Below are 20749 nucleotides of genomic sequence, written 5' to 3' on the forward strand. Positions count from 1 at the left end.
CAAATGAAAAACCTAATTTTTGTCTGTTTACTTTTCTTTTTGACAAATGCTTCCGCCCAATCCCTGCCCGAAATCAGCTACCGGGATTATGGCTACAAAAAGCATGTGAAAAAAGTAGAACAAATCTATTACAGCTTTGACGGCGAAAACGTAGAAAAGGTCGAACAACTAATCCGTGTTTTCAATACCGATGGAAATCTGGAAAGCTACGAAAACCAAAGTTTTCTGGACGAAAGCTGGGCGAAATCAAAAACGGTTTACAAAAAAGGTCGTTTGCATCAGGAAATCTGGCAACACAGCAATCCGTACCTGAACCGGACTTATACCTACGAATACGACAAAGAAAACCGCATAACCAAAGAAAAAATCCGATTTAAAGATGGTGCCAAAAGTTATATCGACTTTCAATACCAAAACAATCAATTAAATTTAATCAATGCCGAAATTGATGGCGTAAAATCCAGCACAGAAAGGCATTACAGCCAGAAGGGAAATTTATACAAAGAAATCCATCGCCAAAAAGTTTTGGGCGAAACCGATATTATCACTAACTATTTTTATCTCGAAAACCGTGAAATTCTGTCTTTTGTAGCACCGCAAAGTTATTTCTACGCAACGGTTTATTTGAAAGACGAAATGGATGAAATTAGAATGGAAATCAAATTTAAACTCATCGAAGACAGCACCGCTCAAAGCAAACTGTTGAAAGGCATTCAGCGTTTTGATGCCGAAGCGCCAAAAGACAATTTGCCCTTTGATTTACAAGGGTATTCTGAACAAACTTTGCAGGCGTATGCCAAAAATCCGGAAGAATTGAAACCTTATCGAATGTTGGTATTTCTTCGCGATGAACATAAAAACATCATTGCCGAAGCAGAAGTGGATGTAAAGACCAAAAAGATTGCAGGAATTGGCTTTTTTCAAATCACTTATGCCGACGGAACCGTCACGGGAAATACCGATTTTCAGCATAAAAAGCGACACATTTTTGAAGCAATGTTAGACAAATACCAACTTCCCTAATTCCCATTGATATGAAAATTATTTTACAAAAATACCTGAACTTATTACTCCTTTTTATCAGCATTTTTTCGGTGCAGAAAACCTTTGCCAATGCTGCGCAACCGGGCATTTGGAACGCCGGAGGAACGGTTTTTACGATGTTGTATCCCGAGGACAGCCTGAGTTTCAAGAAAGTGCAGATGCAGCAGGAACGCATTTATATTCAGCTTTACAAAGGTTTTGCCGTGGTAAAAGGAAGCTATGTTTTTAAAAATACGAGCAACGAAAACCTGCAATTTAAAATGGGTTATCCGGTAAACGGCATCTATTCGGGTGGCGAAACGGATCTGAACCAAATTACCCTCGACAGTTTAAGTCAATTTAAAATCAAAGCCAAGGAACGTTGGTTAGATTTAATCAAAGAAAATCATCCTGAACTCAATCACAACGACCGAAATGTAAATCCGTTCAGCGACAATTGGATGGTTTGGCAAATGGCTTTTGCACCCAACGAAACACAAACAGTAGAAGTATATTTCATCGTGAACACCAATGATGCCCAAGTACGCAAAGGTTACAATTTAGAAAACCGAAATGCGTTTATCTATCTTTTGGAAAGCGGCAGCGTTTGGAAGCAACCCATCGAAAAAGGAAATTTTTATGTGCAACTGAAAGACGGATTAACACCCGAAAATTTACAAGGTTTGTCGGGTGGATTCAACTTTAAATTCAATGAAAAATACCAACTATTTGCCGGAACCAAAAGCCATTTTTCGCCCACACCTGCAGATAATCTCGTGGCATCATATTACGAAAAAATAGAAAATTTCGACTTTGCGAAGCATACCGCACAGTCAGATAAACTATTCGACACTATTGATGAATTCAGCCGCATTTCGTTCAATGAACTTACTTACACCGAAGCAGAATTAGGCAATCCATACGAAGTAAAAAGCACCATTGGCGGAGCTTTGCCGGGTTTGCTGACAATCTTTATGATTGTGGCACCCGTTCTTATCGTAGTATTGCTTGTTGGAGTTTTAATTTGGGGATTTGTGAAATGGCGGAAAATAAAAAAGCAAAAAGGACAATAAAATGGTAGCATTGGCTTTGTTTTTTATCGTGATTATTGGGTTGATATTGCTGCTCATTCCTTTATTGAAAAAGGTTTTAAACGATTATGCGCTTACGCTGGAAAGTCGTTCGGAAAAATTTACAGAAGAAAAACCAAACCCGCTTCAACAAGCGTTGAACCAATCGGTAGATCAACGCTGGCAAGAACTGGACGAACTTTTGACCCACTCAGAAACCCCGGCTTCCATTTCGCCAAATTCAACAGAAATACTGCAATCGCTTCAGATTTATTTGCAATCCATCCTGAAAATTTTCAAATCCGAAGAAAGTTCTGCTTGATTTTTTTAGTAATTTAACAGCTTATAATGGAATGAGCGAATTTGATGAACAATTCAATTCTTAATTAAGCTATCGCAATATGAAACAAACGCTACTTATACTATTATGTTTTTTTGTTTTCTCACTGAATAAAGCATTGGCACAGACTAGCATTTCTAAAATTGATAGTTTGAAAGTAGCTTATTCAAATAGCAAAACGGATAGCGCGAAAGCAATTTCCCTCATAAATCTGGCTATTGAATATCGATTTTCAAATGTGGATAGCACACATTACTATCAAAAAAAAGCAGAGAAGCTAGTTGGAAATAATTTGCACGTAACTGCGCATCTGAAGATTTTGAAAGCAACTTTACTAAGAGATGCGGCTCAATATAACAAAGCCTTAAATGAATTAGAACCAATAATTCCTAAATTGTTATCAAAGAAGGAATATAAATTAGTCGCTCTTTCATACCGTGCATTAGCCAATATTTATCACCAATCGGGAGAATACAGTAAGTCTATAGAGAGTCATTTAAAATCAATTGAATATGGAAAAAAAATTAATGATCGAAGTTTCACAGCCCATGCATACGTAAATATGGGGTTTGTTTATTTCGATATCGGAGATTATGCTAAGGCGATTGATTTATATAAAAAGGCGCTGGAGCTTTTTACTGACATTGGTGATGAAGTTAACGAGATTGCAGCTCGTAACAATTTATCTGGGGCATATGCAAAGACAGATGAATATACATTATCTATTGAACATGCCAAAAAAGTATTGGCTTATTTTGAAAAAACTAAACAAGAGCGTTTTAAGAGTTACCCGCTTGTCAATCTTGGACTTGCATACAAAGGGCTTAAAAAATATAGTTTGGCAGAACAGTACTTTCTTAATGCCATTAAAATAAAGCAAACGAATGCAGATTATAAGGATATGGTTATTACGCAAACCTACCTGACCGAATTATATCTAGTTCAAAATAAATTGGAACAAGCGGAAAAGGTGGCAGTTGCAGGATATAATCTAGCAGAAGAAAAAAGTATGTTGCCGCAATTGTCAGATATTTCTTATGTTTTAGCCACCGTTTACAAATCAAAAGGCGACTTTAAAAAAGCAAATGAATTTCTTGAAATTAATAAAAATTTAAAAGAAAGACTTGCTGTGACAGAAAAGGCAAAGGAAATATTTCGTCTTCAAATCAAATACGAAACGGCAGAAAAAGAAAATCAAATCCTGCAACAACAGGCAAAATTGACCAACCGTAATTTCTGGATTTTTGGTTTGGCGGCTTTGGCGGTGATCATCGGTTTGATGGGTTTTCTTTTTTACAAACAACAGGTGCTGAAAAACCTTCGCCAAAAACGAGACAACGAACTGAAATTGGCACTTCAACAAATTGAAAATCAAAACAAATTACAGGAACAGCGTTTGTCGATTTCACGGGATTTGCACGACAATATCGGGGCGCAATTGAGCTTTATCATTTCCGCCATCGACACCATTAAATATTATGTGAAGGACCAAGACGAAAACCTGATCGGACGATTGAGCAACATTGGCTCCTTTGCCAAAGAAACCATTCAGGAACTGCGGGATACCATTTGGGCAATGAACAAACAAGGCATTACCATCAAAGATTTAGAAAGCCGAATTGCCAATTTCATCGAAAAAGCAAAACAGTCGCAAAGCGATACCCAGATTGAATTTCAGGTTGCCGATGATGTTTCGGAAGAAGAAGTTTTTACGGGCATTCAGGGCTTGAATATTTTCAGGATTATTCAGGAAGCTACCAACAATGCATTTAAATATGCAGACGCCAACCGGATTGAAATTCTTATTTCCAAAGAGAATTCTGCCCTACAATTTCAGGTAAAAGATGACGGAAAAGGTTTTGAGGAAAGCGAAATCGAACCAGGAAATGGCTTGCTGAATATGCGAAAAAGAGCTCTGGAATTAAACAGCGAATTGCAAATGCAATCGGAAATGTGGAAAGGAACGAAGGTGTGGTTTAATGTTCATAATAATTAATGAAATGTATGAAAACAAGAATCGCCATCATCGAAGACAATAATTTTCTTATCAAAAGTGTTAAGGATAAATTATCATTATTTGAAAATATACAGCTTTCTTTTACGGCAAATGACGGCGTGCAATGTATAGAAAAGTTGCAGACCGATAAACGCACCGACCTCATTCTGATGGACATCGAAATGCCCAATCAAAACGGCATTGAAACGACAAAGTTGGTCAAACAAAAATACCCACAGATTAAAATCATTATGCTGACGGTTTTTGACGATGACGAAAATATTTTCAATGCCATACAAGCCGGAGCCGATGGTTATTTGCTGAAAGAAACACCACCAAAAGAACTTTACGATGCCATTGTTCAAACTTTGGAAGGCGGTGCGGTAATGACACCGTCCATTGCGATGAAAACCTTAAAATTACTGCGTCATCCACTGATCGCGCCACCCGAAAATCAAGAGGAAATTACGCTGACTGCTCGGGAAATTGAAGTATTGGAACAACTTTCCAAAGGACTTCCTTACACCGCCATTGCCGAAAATTTATTCATTTCACCGTCCACCGTTCGGCGGCACACCGAAAATATTTACCAGAAACTGCAAGTGCATTCAAAAATTGAAGCGGTGGAAACAGCAAAGCGAAATCGGTTGATATGATTGTTATATATAAAAAACTGTTTCCTTTTCAAATAATTATCTGAAAACAGAAACAGTTTCATTCTTCATAGCAATTTTTTGGTAGCAAAGTATCCAACCAAATGATTGGTTACAAAACTACTTTATATAGATTAACCTAAGGTTAAGATGGTTTTATATTTACTCTTCTGCTGCTTCGAAATTCACATGTTCTTCAGCAATTTCAGTTAGTAAATAATCGGTATCCTCTTCTTCATCCAAATTCGCTTCCAGTAAATCGGCTACTTTTTCATATCCTAAAGTTATGGCAATTTGCGCCAAACCACCGTAAGTTGCAATTTCATAATGCTCTACTTTTTGAGCACCAATAATAATTGCTACATCGCGTGTCATGGAACCGTCTTCGGTATTTTTCACCATTTCATCCACTTCTTTCAAAATACCATCAATTGCGTCGCATTTTTTCTTTTTGGCTTCTTTTCCCAAAAGTTTAAATACTTTTTCCAAACGCAGAATTTGCTTTTTAGTTACCAATTCATGGTCTTCTAAAGCTTCTTGAAGTTCTTCGCAGGTTGCCTTATTTTTTATTTTTGCAAGCGACTGCTCAATAGCTGCTTCGGCATAATAGATATCCTGCAAAGCTTCAACAAAAAAAGTTTTAAGTTCGGAGTTGCTATTTTTATCTTCCATTGATTGATTTTTTTTAGTGTTATTGTCGGTATCCTTTGAATCTGTCGTATCTTTTAAAGATTTTTCGGCAGATTTTGAGGTGTTCTTTGGTTCTTCAACAGGTATTGTTTTAGAATCTTCACTTTTTGAAGGTGCAGATTTATCAATAGTTTTTTCTTTTAGATCTTTCTGACTCATAATTTTTCTATTTAAAAAAGTGATAAAGAGAGGGAGTTTTTTACGCTCCCTCGCTTTTGATTAATTATTTCTGCGTCCGCCAAATCCGGAACGGCTTCTCCCAGAGGCTTTTCCACCCATACGCGCAATTCTTGATCGCTGTGCTTTGCTCATTGATGCAAATCCGCGTTTCGAAGTATCGCCTGAACTGTTATTTGATCCACGACCCGAGTTGCTTCTGTTAGATGAACTTCCACGGCTTGATCCTGAATTGCTTCGACTTGAGTTGGAACTACCACGTCCTGAATTAGATGAAGAACTTCTGTTAGAACGACCACTTCCTGAACGTGAGTTAGAACTTGAACGCCCTGAGTTTGATGAGCTGTTTCCTCGGTTAGAAGAAGATCCACGACCGCTTCTAGAGCTGCCTCGACCACTACTTGATCGATTGCTTGATCTTCCTTTTGATGAAAATCGTCCTTGAGAATCTCTTGGATGTTCATCTTCGAAGTAGTCATCATCGTCGTAGTCATCGTCGTCATAATCCTCATCGTCGTAGTCTTCATCGTCATAATCATCATCATCCCAATCATTCATTTGTCCTTGATTGAAATCATCTTCATAATCTGAAAAATCATCATCATAGTCTTCGTCTTCTGAGCCATCTTCATAGCCGTGTTCGTAGCCTAATTGATAAATTTCTTCGTGGATTGCACTCATATTATCATGTGTGTCTTGAGAATTGCGTGAAGAACTTCCTCTTCGTCTGTTATATCTTGAATTCATAATTATTGGTATAAAAAGTTAATACATTTTACAAGCGCCGGCATACTTGTACTAATTATCAAACAATAGATATTCCTAATTTTTTATACGGAAATTATTTCTGTACCTATTAAAATGGGACTGTTTTCAAGGAGATTTCAAGCAGGGTTGCTATTGGGAGTTGTTTTAAATATTTTAACATTTTGATAGAATTTACCGTTTGTGGCTACTGATTGATTGTATTTAAATTTTTATCATAAAGCACATTCACTCTAAAAACAACACAACATATAATTTATTAAAAATAAATAATAAAAAAATTAAAATAACATCAATTATTTCAAAAAAAAAGCCAATAAAAAGAATAAAAATCAATTTAATAATGATTGAAAAATTAAAAATCATATAGCACATTCATGCTATTAATGTTGCTTTTTTTGAATACTATCTACACAAAAAGGGGGAAATTTCCACAACTTCAACAAATAAGACCATTTCATTGCAACACCTCATTTGCTCTTAATAAAGATTTTGATTTTTAAAATAATTGTTTGTTAACAATGTGTTACACGAATAAGGCTTAAAAAAAATATACCTCTGAGTGCTTACAGAAAGTATAGTATAGAATTTGTCTAATTAGCAATAAAATACAAATTAAATATCTCACCATGAAAAACGAGTTACAAAACAATCATCATTCATCAACAACATCTCTAAATGAAATGAATTCATTTATGAAGATTACCCCAAAATATACAACTGAATCCTATAATGGAACCGAAAAATTACTTAACAAATGTGCAGTAGTAACCGCCAGCTACAATGGTGTGGGCAAGGCTGTTGCAATTGCTTTTGCAAAAGAAGGTGCAGATGTGGCACTTATTTACAACCACCAGCAATACGAAAAAGAGCTGAAAAGCGTTGTAAAGCTCATTGAAAAAATGGGAAGAAAGGTATGGCTTTTTAAAGCGTTTACGTTTGATGAATATAAATGCAAACGCTTGTTTGAAAACATATCTAAAAAAGTAAAAAACATTGATATCCTGGTAAACACTTTTTCTATATCCAATAAAAACGATACGGAAGGTGGTCATTATTTATTGCGAAAAAACGATACCTTAAAAATTCAATCGCTTTTTACTTTAGGAAAAATTGCACCCGATTTTATGGCAAAAGATGGTGTCATTATAAACTCTGCCACTTTGTGTGCCTATGCGCAGCCCGATCAACTTATCTTTTATGCGGCTTTAAAAGCAGCCATAAAAACCTATACTCACGAAATGAACAGAATGTTTTCGGTGGCACAAAAAAAATTGCGCATCAATGGAATTACAACCGGTTTTATATGGTCAGAATCACTGCCCAATGTTTTGCCATCATACAACAACTTACCGTCTAATATTCACTCTGTAACGCCGATGCATCCTTATGAAGTTGCCCCATTGTATGTTTTTGTAGCTTCAGCAGCTTCTCATCCAATTGCAGGTGAAACACTGGATGCCGGTGGAAAAATGTATAAACTTTAAAATATAATCGCATGAAAAAAGAAGAAAACAAACTTAGATCGTTTCCCAAACCACCGTTTGATGAACCCAGACAAAATGCACCTGCATCGGAACAAGATATGGAGTTGAAACCCGATCATGGAGAGCAGTCTTATGAAGGATACAACCGCATGCAGGATAAATGTGTGGTAATAACTGGTGGCGACTCTGGAATTGGAAAGGCAACTGCGATTGCATTTGCCCGTGAAGGTGCGGATGTGGTGATTTCCTACCTAAGCGATATGGAAGATGAAGACGCCAAGGATACAGCAGAATGGATTCGGAAAGCGGGTAGAAAAGCGTTGCTGTTTAAGGGCGATATCACCAAAAAAGAAATTTGCCAAATGCTTGTTGAAGTCACTATAAAAGAATTTAAAAAGATTGATGTGTTGATTAACAATGCCGCATTTCAAATGGGGCGCGAAACCATCGATGCCATTTCAACAGAAGAATGGCAATTAACTTTCAACACCAATGTGTTGGCAATGTTTCATTTATGCCAATTAAGTATTCCACACATGCCCAAAGGCAGTAGCATTATCAACACCACATCGGTAAACGCATACCAACCAAATCCTACACTGTTGCCCTATGCTGCTACCAAAGCTGCCATACAGAACTACACTGCAAATTTAAACCAAATGCTTATTGAGCAAAAAAAAGACATACGCGTGAATGCCGTGGCACCTGGACCTGTTTGGACACCTCTTATTCCAAGTACGCTGATTGATTATAAAGATTTTGGTGATGACACCGCTCTAAAAAGACCAGGCCAGCCAAGCGAAATTGCTCCAATCTATGTGTTTTTGGCAACAAAAGAAGCTTCTTATATTGGCGGTGCTACTATTCCGGCAACAGGTGGTAAAATTGCTTACTAATAATTTATATTGCAAAATTATATGACTGAAATAAGCATTTTAAAATGCAGTGCTTTAATAGCCGAAAAAAACTTAAAAATTGCTTTTGCAGAAAGTGCTACCGTTGGGGCACTTTCTGTTGCTTTTGGTTTAACTCCTTATGCGGGTTCTATTTTCTTGGGCAGTATTGTGTGCTATGATGCAGACGAAAAGCAAACGCTTTTAAAAATTCCGAAAGATTTAATTGACAGCTTTACGCCAGAATCAAGCCCGGTGACTTATGAAATGGCTTTAAGTACAAAAAAGCTGTTTAAAAAAGCTGATATTATAGTTGCCGTTACCGGATTAACCAAGGCTGGCGGCAGCGAAACAGAAGAAAAACCCGTAGGGACTATTTTTTTGAGTTTTATTTTTGAAGATCGATCTGTGCAAATCAGAGAAATTTTTGAAGGAAATTCGCATCAAATTGTACAACAAACTTTAGCAAAAGTGGCTGAAGTAATTATGGATTATCTCTCAAAAAAATAAAAAAACCTCTCTTGATTAGAAGAGAGGCTTACCAAAGTTGATTATTAATTAATCTTGAAAATATTCATCTTTATTTTCACCTTCGCGGTTTACTTTGTTTGTTTTAAAATCCTTGTTGTTTTGAACATTGGTATTCATACCGTCAGGATTTTTAGAACCATCATATCTTTTTTCATCTTGATTGGTTCGATGTTCCTCGTGTGAATGTGCAAATGGATCTTTATTGTTTGGATCAATCTGCTGCTCGTTTGGATCGTTGAATTGATTTTGAGTATTCTGATTTTGCGGATTTTGCTGACCTTTTTGATTTTGGTTGTTTGTCCCGTCTTGTTGCTGGTTGGTTTTGTTATTTTCCATAATTAATAGGTGTTAAAATATTAGTTGATTAAATTTTGAAAGATACTTTTCCTGTATTTCATTTCCATTTTATTTGGGATGTTCCCACTTTCTATACATCAATTTGTGAACCAATGCCAAACTACTGTTCCAGACATCATTCGATAGCAATTGCTCTGGAAGAAATCAATTTCATACGCCAATCCTTTTAAATACTAATGATACAAGCCATCAATTGTTTTTTAACAATTGTGTTGCGCTGTATCCATCAACATCAAATAGAACAATACCTTCTTTAAAGATATTTTTTAGCTTAAAATAAAGAATAAAACATACGTTTTTAACAATTAAATAATGAATAAAACACAATTGTTTACAAAAAACAAATCAAATAAAACCAAAAACAGAATCATAACACACTCATTTTTAAAAAGATAGCTGTATAAAAAATACATTGTTTGTAAAAAAAATACCCAACATGCTTCTGTTTGATAAACCGATTGCGTTGTTGCAACACACAAAATGGAGCGGTATGTTTTTTGCTCTACTTTTGATACTTTTCCGTTTCATTACATTTTATAGTAATCACTCATTAATTTAAATGAATAAAAAATAAATAGTATGAAAAATGTATGTTACAAATATGGCCTTATTGGCATTTTGCTGTTATCATTTAGCGTTGTTGCGTCATGCCGTGATCGAAACGACCGAAATATGGACGACCAAGGATTGTATGGAGAATCAGAACAAGAGCGCTATCATGACCCCAATGCAGATCCTTTGAATGAGCAAGATATTTCGGGAGGCACTATCGATAACCATCACACTGATACAATCAACCGAGGTACTGACACTGTTGGCGCTGGTAAAACCACTACCGACCGAACAATGCCCTAATTACGAAACCTTATCAATAAAAAAAGCGTGCGAAATTTTGTTTCACACGCTTTTTTAAATGCTGTTTTTTAATATTTTTTCTAAAGCAACTTACTGCTCATTTGAGATAGCACCAGGAATTTGACTGGTAATTTCATTATCAAAAACCACAATTACATAATCTACATTTTTCTGCTCAAAATCTTTTAAAACCTTGAAATAGTCTGCTATAAACGCATCAATTCTTTTGGAATAGATAAGCACTGCGGTGAGTTTTTCACTAAAAAAATAGGGCTCATTATCTTTTAATTCTTTAAAGGAAATAGAGGTGTAATCGTTTCCATTTTTTAAATGTTGATACACATTTTGCAACTCTAAATTATTCAACGCCAAACCGCATGCATTGGGATCTTTTTCGCGTTTTCCATCGAGAATTTCAGCACTTGTTGATTGCTCTTTTTGCACGAAAGCCAACACCGAGTTGTGCATTATCGTTGCTAAATCTTCTAAATCGGTTTCATTGGTGATATACACAATTTTGTGAGGATCCACCTGCCAAGACGATACAATATGCTGCATATATTGTTCAGGATTTTCATTGATTTCAAATGGTTGTGCATAAAAAAACGCGGGCATTAAAAGAACAAGCAATTGGAATATATTTTTCATGATATAGATAGATTATCAGGTATCTTTAGTGTTTCAATACCTAAATTTGGTTAGTTCTATTGATTTTTACAAACTTTTGGGTTCTAAAAGCTTTAGTTTTATTGCATAAATTATACCAATAAGTTTGAAAAAAAATTAAAAAAAGCAACCATTTATTGTTCAGGTTTCCAAAAATCGGCATTTTCAATCCCAGCAGTTTCGGCATGAAACTCAGGCTCTTTGTTGTGCTTTCTTTGCGATTCATAATCATTGGCTACCTTCATTGCTTTTTTGTGCAGTAATAAAATAGCTATTAAATTGATCCACGCCATGAGCCCTACCCCTATATCGCCCAATGTCCAAGCCAATTTTGCAGATTTCACACAACCTAAATAGGTAGAAACTAGAATTAATCCTCTTAAAAACCATATTCCGGCTTTTAGTTTTTTTCCATTGAAAAGAAAATCAATGTTCGATTCGGCGATGTAATAATACGCCATTATGGTTGTAAAAGCGAAGAACATTAAGGCTATGGCCACAAATTCGTTTCCGATTACCGGAAAATGTGTGCTGATGGCATTTTGAGTAAAAGCCGCGCCCGGTTCTATGCCCGGAATATTTTCCACTACAAAACCTGATGCATCGTTCAACACATTGTATTGGTTGGTAAAAAGAATCATTAAAGCAGTGGCTGTGCACACAAAAAGCGTATCAACGTACACCGAAAACCCTTGTACCAATCCTTGTTTGTACGGATGTGAAACTTCGGCAGCAGCTGCGGCATGCGGAGCAGTTCCCTGGCCCGCTTCATTGCTGTATATTCCTCGCTGAACGCCCCAACTTATTGCAGCACCAACCATTCCGCCAAATGTGGCATCGACACCAAAAGCCGATTTAAAAATCAATGCAAACATTGCAGGCACTTCGGAAATGTTTAAGGAAATAATGACCAACGCCATAACGATGTAAGAAACTGCCATGAAAGGCACTACAATTTCTGCCACTTTGCTTATTCGCTTAACTCCGCCGATAATAATTAAAGCCAATAATACACAAACAACCGCAGCAGTTACTATGGTATTTACGCCAAATGCTTTTTCAACCGCAAGTGCAATACTATTACTTTGAACGCTTGGCAACAAAAAACCGCAGCTCACCACTGTTGCAATTGCAAACAACACTGCTAAATATTTATTTTTTAAACCTTTTAAGATGTAATAAGCCGGTCCGCCACGAAATTCACCTTTGCTGACTTCCTTATAGGTTTGTGAAAGTGTTGCTTCGATAATTGCCGATGCACTGCCTAAAAAGGCAATAGTCCACATCCAAAAAATGGCTCCCGGACCTCCCATTGCAATTGCAGTTGCCACACCGGCAATGTTTCCGGTGCCTATTCGCCCTGAAATAGCCAATGTAAATGCTTGAAAAGACGAAATTCCTTCTGAAGACTTTTCTTTTACAAACAACAATCTAACCATTTCGCGCAGTAAACGTATTTGGGGAAATCGTAATTTTATACTGAAAAACAATCCTGTGAAAAGACACAAGGCTATTAAAACATTACTCCAAACTATATCGTTAATCCAATAAATGATGCGCTCCATTAATTTTTTTATATTGATTTTTATCTATTTACAAAGCTTTTTTCCGTAAAAACAAATGATTTATTAAGAAATATCATTCATTTAATACAAAAATTTACTTGCAAAGGTTCATTAAAACTCAAAGCTATAAAATATTGTTTAAAAGATTCCTTATTTTGAAGAATAGTTTTTATAATAAGGTATTATCAAACAAAATCATTATAAATACTGTTTCCATATACAAATTGTGGAAAATTGATACTGTAAATATGTTTTGCAAGTGGTATTTGCGATTTCGATCTGTTTATATTATGATTGAAAATGATGCAATTAGCAAAAAACACGAATTTTTAATGAAATTTCTATTTGAAATGAAAATAATTGTCTGATTTTTGATAGCTGTTAAATGGCTGTTTTAATGGATAGCACAACTTATTTGAAAGAAGTACTAATAATGGAAAAACAAAAATTAATACAAACATTTGTCACCAATCACGAGATGGTTTTAAATGCTATTGATTTATTAACCGAACAAGAATTTAATTATCACAGCGAAGGTAAATGGTCTGCGGGACAACAGCTACAGCATTTATTACTTACCATACAACCCTTTTCTACCGTACTTATAAGGAAAGATTTTATTTTGGATAAATTTGGCACAATCAACAGAGTTATTTGGGATGAACAAACGGTTTTTAAGCACTATTTAAGCAGTAGCCGTAAAGCACCCGAACAATTTATACCTGATGAGTATGTGTTTTTTTCGACAAAAAAAGAGTTGATGGCTGCTGTTTTAAAAAACGTGAAAAATATTCAGGAATTATTACTTTCCTTTTCTGAAGATGAATTAGACACCTTAACCCTACCTCATCCTTTGGTGGGACGCCTTACCATACGAGAAATGTTCTATTTAATGAGTTACCATCCTTTGCATCATCTAAAGCAAATAAAAGAGCAGTTGTTAGAGAAAGATGCGTAAACTTTTGGTTTTAAACCGCTCCAATAACATACATATTTTGCAAAGTAGGCGCTGCTACTCCGCCCGCTTTTTCCAAAGTAATGGCAAAGTTCTGAGCCGCACCAATTGTTGAAAGTACCACTTGGGTGTCTTCCGATGGATGATACATACCCGCACTGATTGGTGTGCCATTGTGAATTGCCCATAATTGGTATTGCATACCTTCTGGAGGTTCGGGTAAATTTACTGCATGTAGATACACATTCTTGGTTTCTTTGTCCCAAAACACCAAGGCTTTTGCATCGGGATGCTGTTCTACGCCGTTCAGGGTAATGGTTTGTATATTGGGGTTTGTCACCACTTCCCACTTTTTTTGCACTTGCTGTAAGGCATTATTTTGTTCGGCTAATTGCGTCGTAAGTCCGTTTATTTGGTTTTGCTGTTGCTCTTTGTGTTCCCACCAAAAAACATTTCCTGCAATACTTATCAAAAAAAGAACCGATGCTGCAACTGCCCAATTTTTCCAACTGCTGTTGCTTTCTTTTACGAGAATGCGCTCTTTTGCAATAGGTTTTGTGGGTGCAACATTTCCTTCTGGTTCGGTTGTTGGGGTGTTCGCCTGTTGCTGTATTTTACTCCATATTTTTCCTTTTAAGTCTTCGGGTGGTGTAATTGCTTGCACAGTTGCGAAATCTTCCAAGGTTTTCTGCGCTTCCAAATAAGCGGCTTTAACCTCTGCATTATTCTTCATCACACACTCTAAAATAGCAGCTTCGTCCTTGGTAGCAATACCAAGAATATACGATTCTATTATTCCAGACGATATGTATTCTTTTGTGTTCAATTTATTGATATTCTTTAAGTAACTCTTTTAATTTTAATAAGGTGCTTCGCATTTTTGTTTTTACAGTTCCCAAAGGTATGCTTAATTTCTCGGAAATTTCCACTTGTGTATATCCTTGATAATAAGCCAATATAATGAGTTCTTTTTTATCTGCATCTAATTGATCCAATACCTTTGCAAAACCAATAAAATCTGCGGTGTTTATGGTATCTTCTTTTAAAGCATATACGACATCTGTTACCGATTGGTTTTTTAATTGATTTTGAAATGATTTAGATTTTAAGTAATCGATTGCTGTATTTCGCGCAATATTAATCATCCAAGTGTAGAGCCGCCCTTTGGATTCATCATATTGCCCAATGCCATTCCATATTTTCACAAAAACATCTTGAATAACTTCTTCGGTATATTCTTTAGACGATACAATGCGCAACACCACACCATACAAAGCACCACAATAATGGCTGTATAGATGGTTAAATGCCGCTTCGCTTTTCTGTTTTAATAAAACAACGAGATCTTCTTCTGAATATATAGTTTTAATAGCTTTCTTATTTTATTTCAAAAGTACACATTTTTATGCTACTACCACATCTGAATTAAAAATTATCTCGTACATATTATAAAACAGTAAGAAAATCAATCTATTCATCAACAAAAAATTACCAATTATGAAATCAATCTATCAAATAATAGTGTATTTATTATTTGTTTGCAATATGCAAGTTGCTTTTTCGCAATCTAATTCTTTCCAAACAAATAACCCGTATTATTCCCGAACAGATACAACTGTTTTAAAAGTATCAAATGCCGTTTGGAAAAAAATTCTTTCCAAAGAACTGTATCAAGTTGCCCGCGAAGCTGCCACCGAGCGTGCTTTTACAGGTGCTTATTACAAACACAATGCAAAGGGCACTTATTACTGTGCGGTTTGCGGTAACGGTCTGTTTTTATCCACTGCCAAATTTGCATCAACTTGCGGGTGGCCGTCTTTTTATGAGCCTTTGCGCAAAAAAAGTGTGATGTATAAAAAAGATGAATCGCACCAAATGATACGCACCGAGGTGCTTTGCGGACGATGCGGATCGCATTTAGGACATCTTTTTGATGATGGCCCACCGCCAACCGGCAAACGCTTTTGTATGAACTCGATCAGTTTGCATTTTGAACCACTCGCAACATCAACCAAATTGGGAGTTTTTTAAGAAAAGTAGCATCTATCTTAAAAAAAATTAAAAAAAAAGCATCCAACTGAAATCCAAATAAAAAAATCTGTCGTAAATGAACATATAAACAAATTACTAATCTTAAAAAAAAAAATAGAAATGAAAATTCAATCAACAATCTCAGCATTTGTTTTAGCAGCTTTAACATGTGCTTTTAGCGGAACAGCTTCTGCCCAAACGATGAAAGAACAAACGGTAATGGTGGGTGGTGCACCTATGTATCCATCCAAAAACATCATTGAAAATGCCGTAAATTCAAAAGACCACAAAACATTGGTGGCTGCTGTAAAAGCTGCTGGCTTAGTGGAAACTTTACAAGGTGATGGTCCTTTTACCGTATTTGCACCAACCGACAAAGCATTCGCTAAATTGCCAAAAGGCACCGTGGAAGAGCTTTTAAAACCAGAAAACAAACCCATGCTTACAAAAGTGCTGACTTATCATGTGCTGGCAGGAAATTACAGTGCAAAACAAGTTTGGGATGCTGTGAAAGCGGGAAACGGAAAAGCAACTATGGCTACTGTTGCCGGCACACCATTGACATTTTGGACTAAAGGAAAAGATTTATATGTAACCGATGTGAAAGGAAACAACGCAAAAGTAACCATTGCCGATGTTAACCAATCAAACGGTGTGATTCATGTAATTGATACTGTTTTAATGCCTTAAATATAATTGTATGAAAAAAGAAATTATTAGTGTATCGAACGCACAAACCACGTTGGATACCGGCAGAAGAGATTTTCTAAAGCTTAGCGGCGTAACACTTGCTTTGGCAGGACTTACCTTGGTGGGCTGCGAAGACGAACCTATTATGGACACCAATATGGTTTTCGATTTAGGCAAGGGCGATGTGGGTATATTGAATTATGCGTATGCCTTGGAACAGCTCGAAGCTGATTTTTACACCAAAGTGGTAAATAATTTTTATGCAGGAATATCAAGCAAAGAAAAAGAACTATTTACCGATTTGTATCACCATGAAGTAATCCACAGAGATTTTTTTAAAGCCGCAATTAGTGGTGCCACAACAAATGTGTTGCCTATGCTAGAATTTCATTACCCGAATGTGAATTTCAATGATAGAAATTCGGTTTTAGCCACTGCAAAAGCTTTAGAAGATACAGGAGTGGCTGCATATAATGGTGCTGGAAAATATATATCGAATGCAGATTATTTGGTAATTGCTGGAAAAATTGTTTCGGTGGAAGCCCGCCACGCCGCAGCTATTAGAGATTTAATTAACCCAGGGTCTAGTGATTTTTCAGGGGATGATGTTATTGACGCAAACGGATTGGATCTTGCAAAAGAACCCAGCGAAATTGTACCAACCGCAGCAGGTTTCATTAAAACGCCTTTCACATGGAAAGAGCAAGGAATTCAGTAATTTAAAGATAACGTATTATGAATTTACTAAAGATATTAAACAAGCTTTCAGATGATCAATTCTACACAAAACAAGCTTCAAGATTAGATGCCCTCACAGGCATGGCCGACATAGGAACTAAAGCGGCAATAGCAGCACTGCCGTTGGGTTTGGGTAGTTTGTTTACAACAACTGCTCAAGCAAAAAACAACGCTACAACTGCTCCAAATGCTTTTGCAGCAGGTGCATTGACCGATGCTTTGCAATTGGCACTCACCTTAGAATATTTAGAAGATGAATATTACCGCATGGGGTTAGATGCCGGCGGCTTGATACCATCAGCAGACCGAACTGTTTTTATGCAAATTGCAAAACACGAAACAGCACATGTAGCTTTTCTAAAAGCAGCATTAACGTCATTGGGCGAAACTCCGGTAGCAAAACCCACTTTTGATTTTACAGCAGGTGGCAATTTTAACCCTTTTACAGACTATAACCAGTTTCTAATTTTGGCACAAGCATTTGAAGACACCGGAGTACGTGCTTATAAAGGCCAGGCAGGAAATGTGATGGGCAACAAACAAATACTGCAAGCTGCTTTACAAATACACTCGGTTGAAGCACGCCATGCCTCGCAAATACGCCGAATGCGCAACAACAAAGGCTGGATTGAATTAGACAATGGCGGCAATATGCCGGCCGCAACCAATGCTGTTTATGCTGGCGAAGAAAACATTACCCAAGCAGGTTTTAACACCGCCAATGCATTTGGTGCAGCAGCTGGATCGGCAGCCTATGATGAGGTACTAAGCGGATCGGATGCAGCCACGATAGCCGGCTTGTTCATTGTATAACACGCACCATTTTTTTAGGACTTTCTGTTCATAATTTTAGTTTTTAAGTTGATGATTAAAGCAGGTGGTTGGGCTACCTCTTAACAAAAAATAGAGGTAACAGTTTTTTAGTTGGTTTTATTTTTGTGCTGTATATACCACCTCTTTAATGCTGAAAGACACGCTTTTTTAGGCGTGTCTTTTTTCGTTTAAAACAAACAACAGTAAGTGTTTTATAATAATACAGCCTCAATACGTGTGTAAAGAGGCTGTTGTGATTTAAAGGCACGGATTGCACCCGAGGCTTTAGCCGAACGGAACGAAGTTAAATCCGCGCGATCGGGGTTTTGCTTTTTACCACAAACTATTAAACATACAACAACAGTAAAGTGTTTTATAATAAAACAGCCTCTATATGTGTGTAAAGAGGCTGTTGGTTTTTATTATTAATGCACGGGCAACATGCCCACGCCAGCGTGGGGGTGTGTTTTTTCGCATAAAACAAATAGCAGTAAAGTGTTTTATAATAATACAGCCTCAATACGTTTGTAAAGAGGCTGTTGGTTTTTAAAAGCACGGATTGCAAATCCGCGCGATCGGGTTTCGTGCGGTAGCTGGGACAGCTTTTTTTAAAATAGCCGTAGAGGTTGAAGTCAACCTACACACTATCACCAAAAAATATAGTATACGAAAACGAAAAATAAGAATAATAAGATAGCCAAACTAATACACCAATATTTAGTTTTTTTAAAAACAATAAGTGAAAATATATTTATTAGAAAAACAATAATAAATATAGATATAGATATAATAAATAGAATCGATTTATCTCCGAAAGAATCTACTAAAAATCGTTTCACTAATTTACTTTTTAAAACAAAAACAAAGAAAACAATTAAAATAATAGAATATATATTTGATTGAGCATTTTTATTCATAACTTTATTTCGTTCTATATTTATAACCTGCCGTTATTGCAGCTTGATCTCCAGTAGTATCACTGCCACCTTCATTTTTATTAGCAGCATCCAACAAAAAATCTAGTGGTGCTCCATTTAAAAAGCCTCTATGTCCCCACATAAAGTTACCAGCATCAGGCACATTATACAATGTATTTGATCCTTGAAATCTTATAAATGGAACTGAATTTACAAATCCTGAACCCCAAAGTAATTCTGACATACTTATATCTGAAATTCGAAAGTGATGCTGAAAAAATGAAAATGAAAAATCATATTCATAATAAGATGCTTTAAGGTATTTTGCACTAAAAGCAACCTTGCCAAAGAAACTATCTTTATATTTTATCTCACCAGCATCTTTCATCACATTAGAAACTACTACTTTAGATATAAGATTGTAAAGTCTATCTCCTTTCTTAAACTCTTTTATTAATAATGGTGAATCATTTACATCATTGTATTTCAACTCATTACCATCTTCGTCAAAAAACGTATTAGTTTCGTCATTTTCAACTACATTCGTAACAATTCCTTGTCTATTAACCGTAATTTTATCTTCATTACCATCACCACACCCTTCACCAGATTCCTCTGCACTCATTCCCGTAGGATCCGTAAACATAATCGGATTATTATGTACATACTGATAAGGCGTCATTGTTTGTTCCGCCAGCGGATCCACACTTACAAATATACTGATTCTTGGATTATAATAACGAGCGTCGTAATAATACATTTGGGTAGCATCGTCTAATTCTTTTCCGTTGAATTTATATGCGTTGTTATACTTTCCTCCGTTATACGTACTCTGGTTATGCTCTACAATCATCTCCCCAAACGGTAACGTTTCGTAGTAGTGACTCGGGCGTCCAAAGTTGTCTGTTAAATAGGTACTGCTACCTAAATGGTCGGTATGGTACCACCAAATTGGTTTGCGTAATTCTTCATCATAATCTTCTCCAGGATCCTCGGTGTTTCCGCCGCCATCAACCCAATCGTCGTCTTCATCCTCTGGTGTGATAGGTTCATCAATTGGATCTGATGGTAAAGGTACACATTTATAGGTTTCTTCCACATAATTTAACACCTCACAGGCATTGCTTAAATCAGGTAGCAGATGGGTGTCTATATAAATCATTGCCAATACAGGGCAGAGATCAATTTCACCGATGATAGGTTGTTCCTCGCAATCGCATTGTTCAAAAACTACATTACAATTTGAAGGCCATTCCCCATCGCCATGTATAAAACGTTCCCAACAGCCATAACTATCAATTATATCGTTTCTTTCTATGCATACATTAATACACTGATACCATTCAAAAAATGCCGATCCTTCCCCATTTTGAATCTGAACAGCCAACTGTGCTACCAAAATATTCAAATCGGTTAAACAGTCTGCCTGCTGCTGTTGCCCGGGTGTTAATGTTGGATCTGTTGGATCTACAGGAACATTGCCCGGATTGTTTTCATCAATCGGTGTACACACATATTGGTTTACCGCAATTAATGC

General features: G+C 36.4%; 22 protein-coding genes. 14 read left to right on the forward strand and 8 right to left on the reverse strand.

Annotated features, from left to right (window positions below):
* The first annotated feature begins 3 nt into the window (after positions 1 to 3).
* The 5 genes from NPX36_RS01565 (at position 4) to NPX36_RS01585 (ending at position 5085) form a co-directional block, all read left to right on the forward strand.
* Positions 4 to 1023 (forward strand): hypothetical protein, encoded by a 1020-nt coding sequence (locus NPX36_RS01565; protein WP_257499687.1) that lies wholly within the window; start codon positions 4 to 6, stop codon positions 1021 to 1023.
* Positions 1024 to 1034: 11 nt separating this feature from the next.
* Positions 1035 to 2096, forward strand: coding sequence for a hypothetical protein (locus NPX36_RS01570; protein ID WP_257499688.1), 1062 nt, complete (start codon positions 1035 to 1037; stop codon positions 2094 to 2096).
* Between the two features lies 1 nt (position 2097).
* Positions 2098 to 2415 carry a hypothetical protein gene (locus NPX36_RS01575; RefSeq protein WP_257499689.1) on the forward strand — a complete coding sequence of 106 codons (318 nt, stop codon included), beginning with the start codon at positions 2098 to 2100 and terminating at the stop codon, positions 2413 to 2415.
* 79 nt (positions 2416 to 2494) lie between these two features.
* A complete protein-coding gene (locus NPX36_RS01580) occupies positions 2495 to 4429 on the forward strand; it encodes a tetratricopeptide repeat-containing sensor histidine kinase (RefSeq protein ID WP_257499690.1) in 1935 nt (644 codons plus the stop codon).
* An 8-nt stretch (positions 4430 to 4437) separates the two neighbouring features.
* Positions 4438 to 5085, forward strand: a complete 648-nt coding sequence (locus NPX36_RS01585; RefSeq protein ID WP_257499691.1) for a response regulator — start codon at positions 4438 to 4440, stop codon at positions 5083 to 5085.
* Positions 5086 to 5244: 159 nt separating this feature from the next.
* Here NPX36_RS01585 and NPX36_RS01590 read toward each other — a convergent pair whose 3' ends face one another.
* Entirely contained in the window at positions 5245 to 5931 is a 687-nt protein-coding gene (locus tag NPX36_RS01590; protein WP_257499692.1) for a YciE/YciF ferroxidase family protein, read from the reverse strand.
* A gap of 60 nt (positions 5932 to 5991) precedes the next feature.
* The gene (locus NPX36_RS01595; protein WP_257499693.1) at positions 5992 to 6696 is read right to left on the reverse strand and encodes a KGG domain-containing protein; all 705 of its coding nucleotides are present in this window, start codon (positions 6694 to 6696) and stop codon (positions 5992 to 5994) included.
* 647 nt (positions 6697 to 7343) lie between these two features.
* Between NPX36_RS01595 and NPX36_RS01600 the strand changes: the two genes are divergently transcribed.
* The 3 genes from NPX36_RS01600 to NPX36_RS01610 are packed head-to-tail and all read left to right on the forward strand — an operon-like array spanning position 7344 to position 9604.
* A complete protein-coding gene (locus NPX36_RS01600) occupies positions 7344 to 8201 on the forward strand; it encodes an SDR family oxidoreductase (protein ID WP_257499694.1) in 858 nt (285 codons plus the stop codon).
* An 11-nt stretch (positions 8202 to 8212) separates the two neighbouring features.
* Entirely contained in the window at positions 8213 to 9097 is an 885-nt protein-coding gene (locus NPX36_RS01605) for an SDR family oxidoreductase (protein ID WP_257499695.1), read from the forward strand.
* Positions 9098 to 9118: 21 nt separating this feature from the next.
* Entirely contained in the window at positions 9119 to 9604 is a 486-nt protein-coding gene (locus tag NPX36_RS01610) for a CinA family protein (protein ID WP_257499696.1), read from the forward strand.
* 48 nt (positions 9605 to 9652) lie between these two features.
* Here NPX36_RS01610 and NPX36_RS01615 read toward each other — a convergent pair whose 3' ends face one another.
* Positions 9653 to 9961, reverse strand: coding sequence for a hypothetical protein (locus tag NPX36_RS01615; protein ID WP_257499697.1), 309 nt, complete (start codon positions 9959 to 9961; stop codon positions 9653 to 9655).
* A 600-nt stretch (positions 9962 to 10561) separates the two neighbouring features.
* Here NPX36_RS01615 and NPX36_RS01620 point away from each other — a divergent pair.
* Positions 10562 to 10837 carry a hypothetical protein gene (locus tag NPX36_RS01620; protein ID WP_257499698.1) on the forward strand — a complete coding sequence of 92 codons (276 nt, stop codon included), beginning with the start codon at positions 10562 to 10564 and terminating at the stop codon, positions 10835 to 10837.
* Positions 10838 to 10927: 90 nt separating this feature from the next.
* Here the strand turns inward: NPX36_RS01620 and NPX36_RS01625 are convergent, their stop codons facing one another.
* Positions 10928 to 11485 (reverse strand): hypothetical protein, encoded by a 558-nt coding sequence (locus NPX36_RS01625; protein ID WP_257499699.1) that lies wholly within the window; start codon positions 11483 to 11485, stop codon positions 10928 to 10930.
* 152 nt (positions 11486 to 11637) lie between these two features.
* Complete coding sequence (locus tag NPX36_RS01630) at positions 11638 to 13068, reverse strand: alanine/glycine:cation symporter family protein (protein ID WP_257499700.1); 1431 nt, start codon at positions 13066 to 13068, stop codon at positions 11638 to 11640.
* 433 nt (positions 13069 to 13501) lie between these two features.
* On the opposite strand from NPX36_RS01630, the gene NPX36_RS01635 reads away from it, so the two are divergent.
* Positions 13502 to 14026, forward strand: coding sequence for a DinB family protein (locus tag NPX36_RS01635; protein WP_257499701.1), 525 nt, complete (start codon positions 13502 to 13504; stop codon positions 14024 to 14026).
* A 10-nt stretch (positions 14027 to 14036) separates the two neighbouring features.
* Here NPX36_RS01635 and NPX36_RS01640 read toward each other — a convergent pair whose 3' ends face one another.
* Positions 14037 to 14849 carry an anti-sigma factor gene (locus NPX36_RS01640; protein WP_257499702.1) on the reverse strand — a complete coding sequence of 271 codons (813 nt, stop codon included), beginning with the start codon at positions 14847 to 14849 and terminating at the stop codon, positions 14037 to 14039.
* A 1-nt stretch (position 14850) separates the two neighbouring features.
* A complete protein-coding gene (locus NPX36_RS01645; protein ID WP_317618272.1) occupies positions 14851 to 15393 on the reverse strand; it encodes an RNA polymerase sigma factor in 543 nt (180 codons plus the stop codon).
* A gap of 175 nt (positions 15394 to 15568) precedes the next feature.
* Here NPX36_RS01645 and msrB point away from each other — a divergent pair, with 175 nt between their 5' ends.
* From msrB to NPX36_RS01665, 4 genes are all read left to right on the forward strand, one after another.
* Positions 15569 to 16054 carry a peptide-methionine (R)-S-oxide reductase MsrB gene (gene msrB / locus NPX36_RS01650; RefSeq protein WP_257500707.1) on the forward strand — a complete coding sequence of 162 codons (486 nt, stop codon included), beginning with the start codon at positions 15569 to 15571 and terminating at the stop codon, positions 16052 to 16054.
* Positions 16055 to 16174: 120 nt separating this feature from the next.
* A complete protein-coding gene (locus NPX36_RS01655) occupies positions 16175 to 16744 on the forward strand; it encodes a fasciclin domain-containing protein (protein ID WP_257499703.1) in 570 nt (189 codons plus the stop codon).
* A 10-nt stretch (positions 16745 to 16754) separates the two neighbouring features.
* Positions 16755 to 17462: a ferritin-like domain-containing protein gene (locus NPX36_RS01660; protein ID WP_257499704.1), complete on the forward strand. Its 708-nt coding sequence runs from the start codon at positions 16755 to 16757 to the stop codon at positions 17460 to 17462.
* A 17-nt stretch (positions 17463 to 17479) separates the two neighbouring features.
* On the forward strand, positions 17480 to 18295 hold the full coding sequence (locus tag NPX36_RS01665; RefSeq protein ID WP_257499705.1) for a ferritin-like domain-containing protein: 816 nt from the start codon (positions 17480 to 17482) through the stop codon (positions 18293 to 18295).
* Between the two features lie 921 nt (positions 18296 to 19216).
* Here NPX36_RS01665 and NPX36_RS01670 read toward each other — a convergent pair.
* Positions 19217 to 20725 carry an RHS repeat domain-containing protein gene (locus NPX36_RS01670; protein ID WP_257499706.1) on the reverse strand — a complete coding sequence of 503 codons (1509 nt, stop codon included), beginning with the start codon at positions 20723 to 20725 and terminating at the stop codon, positions 19217 to 19219.
* Positions 20726 to 20749: the final 24 nt, after the last annotated feature.

The sequence above is a fragment of the Paenimyroides aestuarii genome (assembly GCF_024628805.1).
Taxonomy (GTDB): Bacteria; Bacteroidota; Bacteroidia; order Flavobacteriales; family Flavobacteriaceae; genus Flavobacterium; species Flavobacterium aestuarii_A.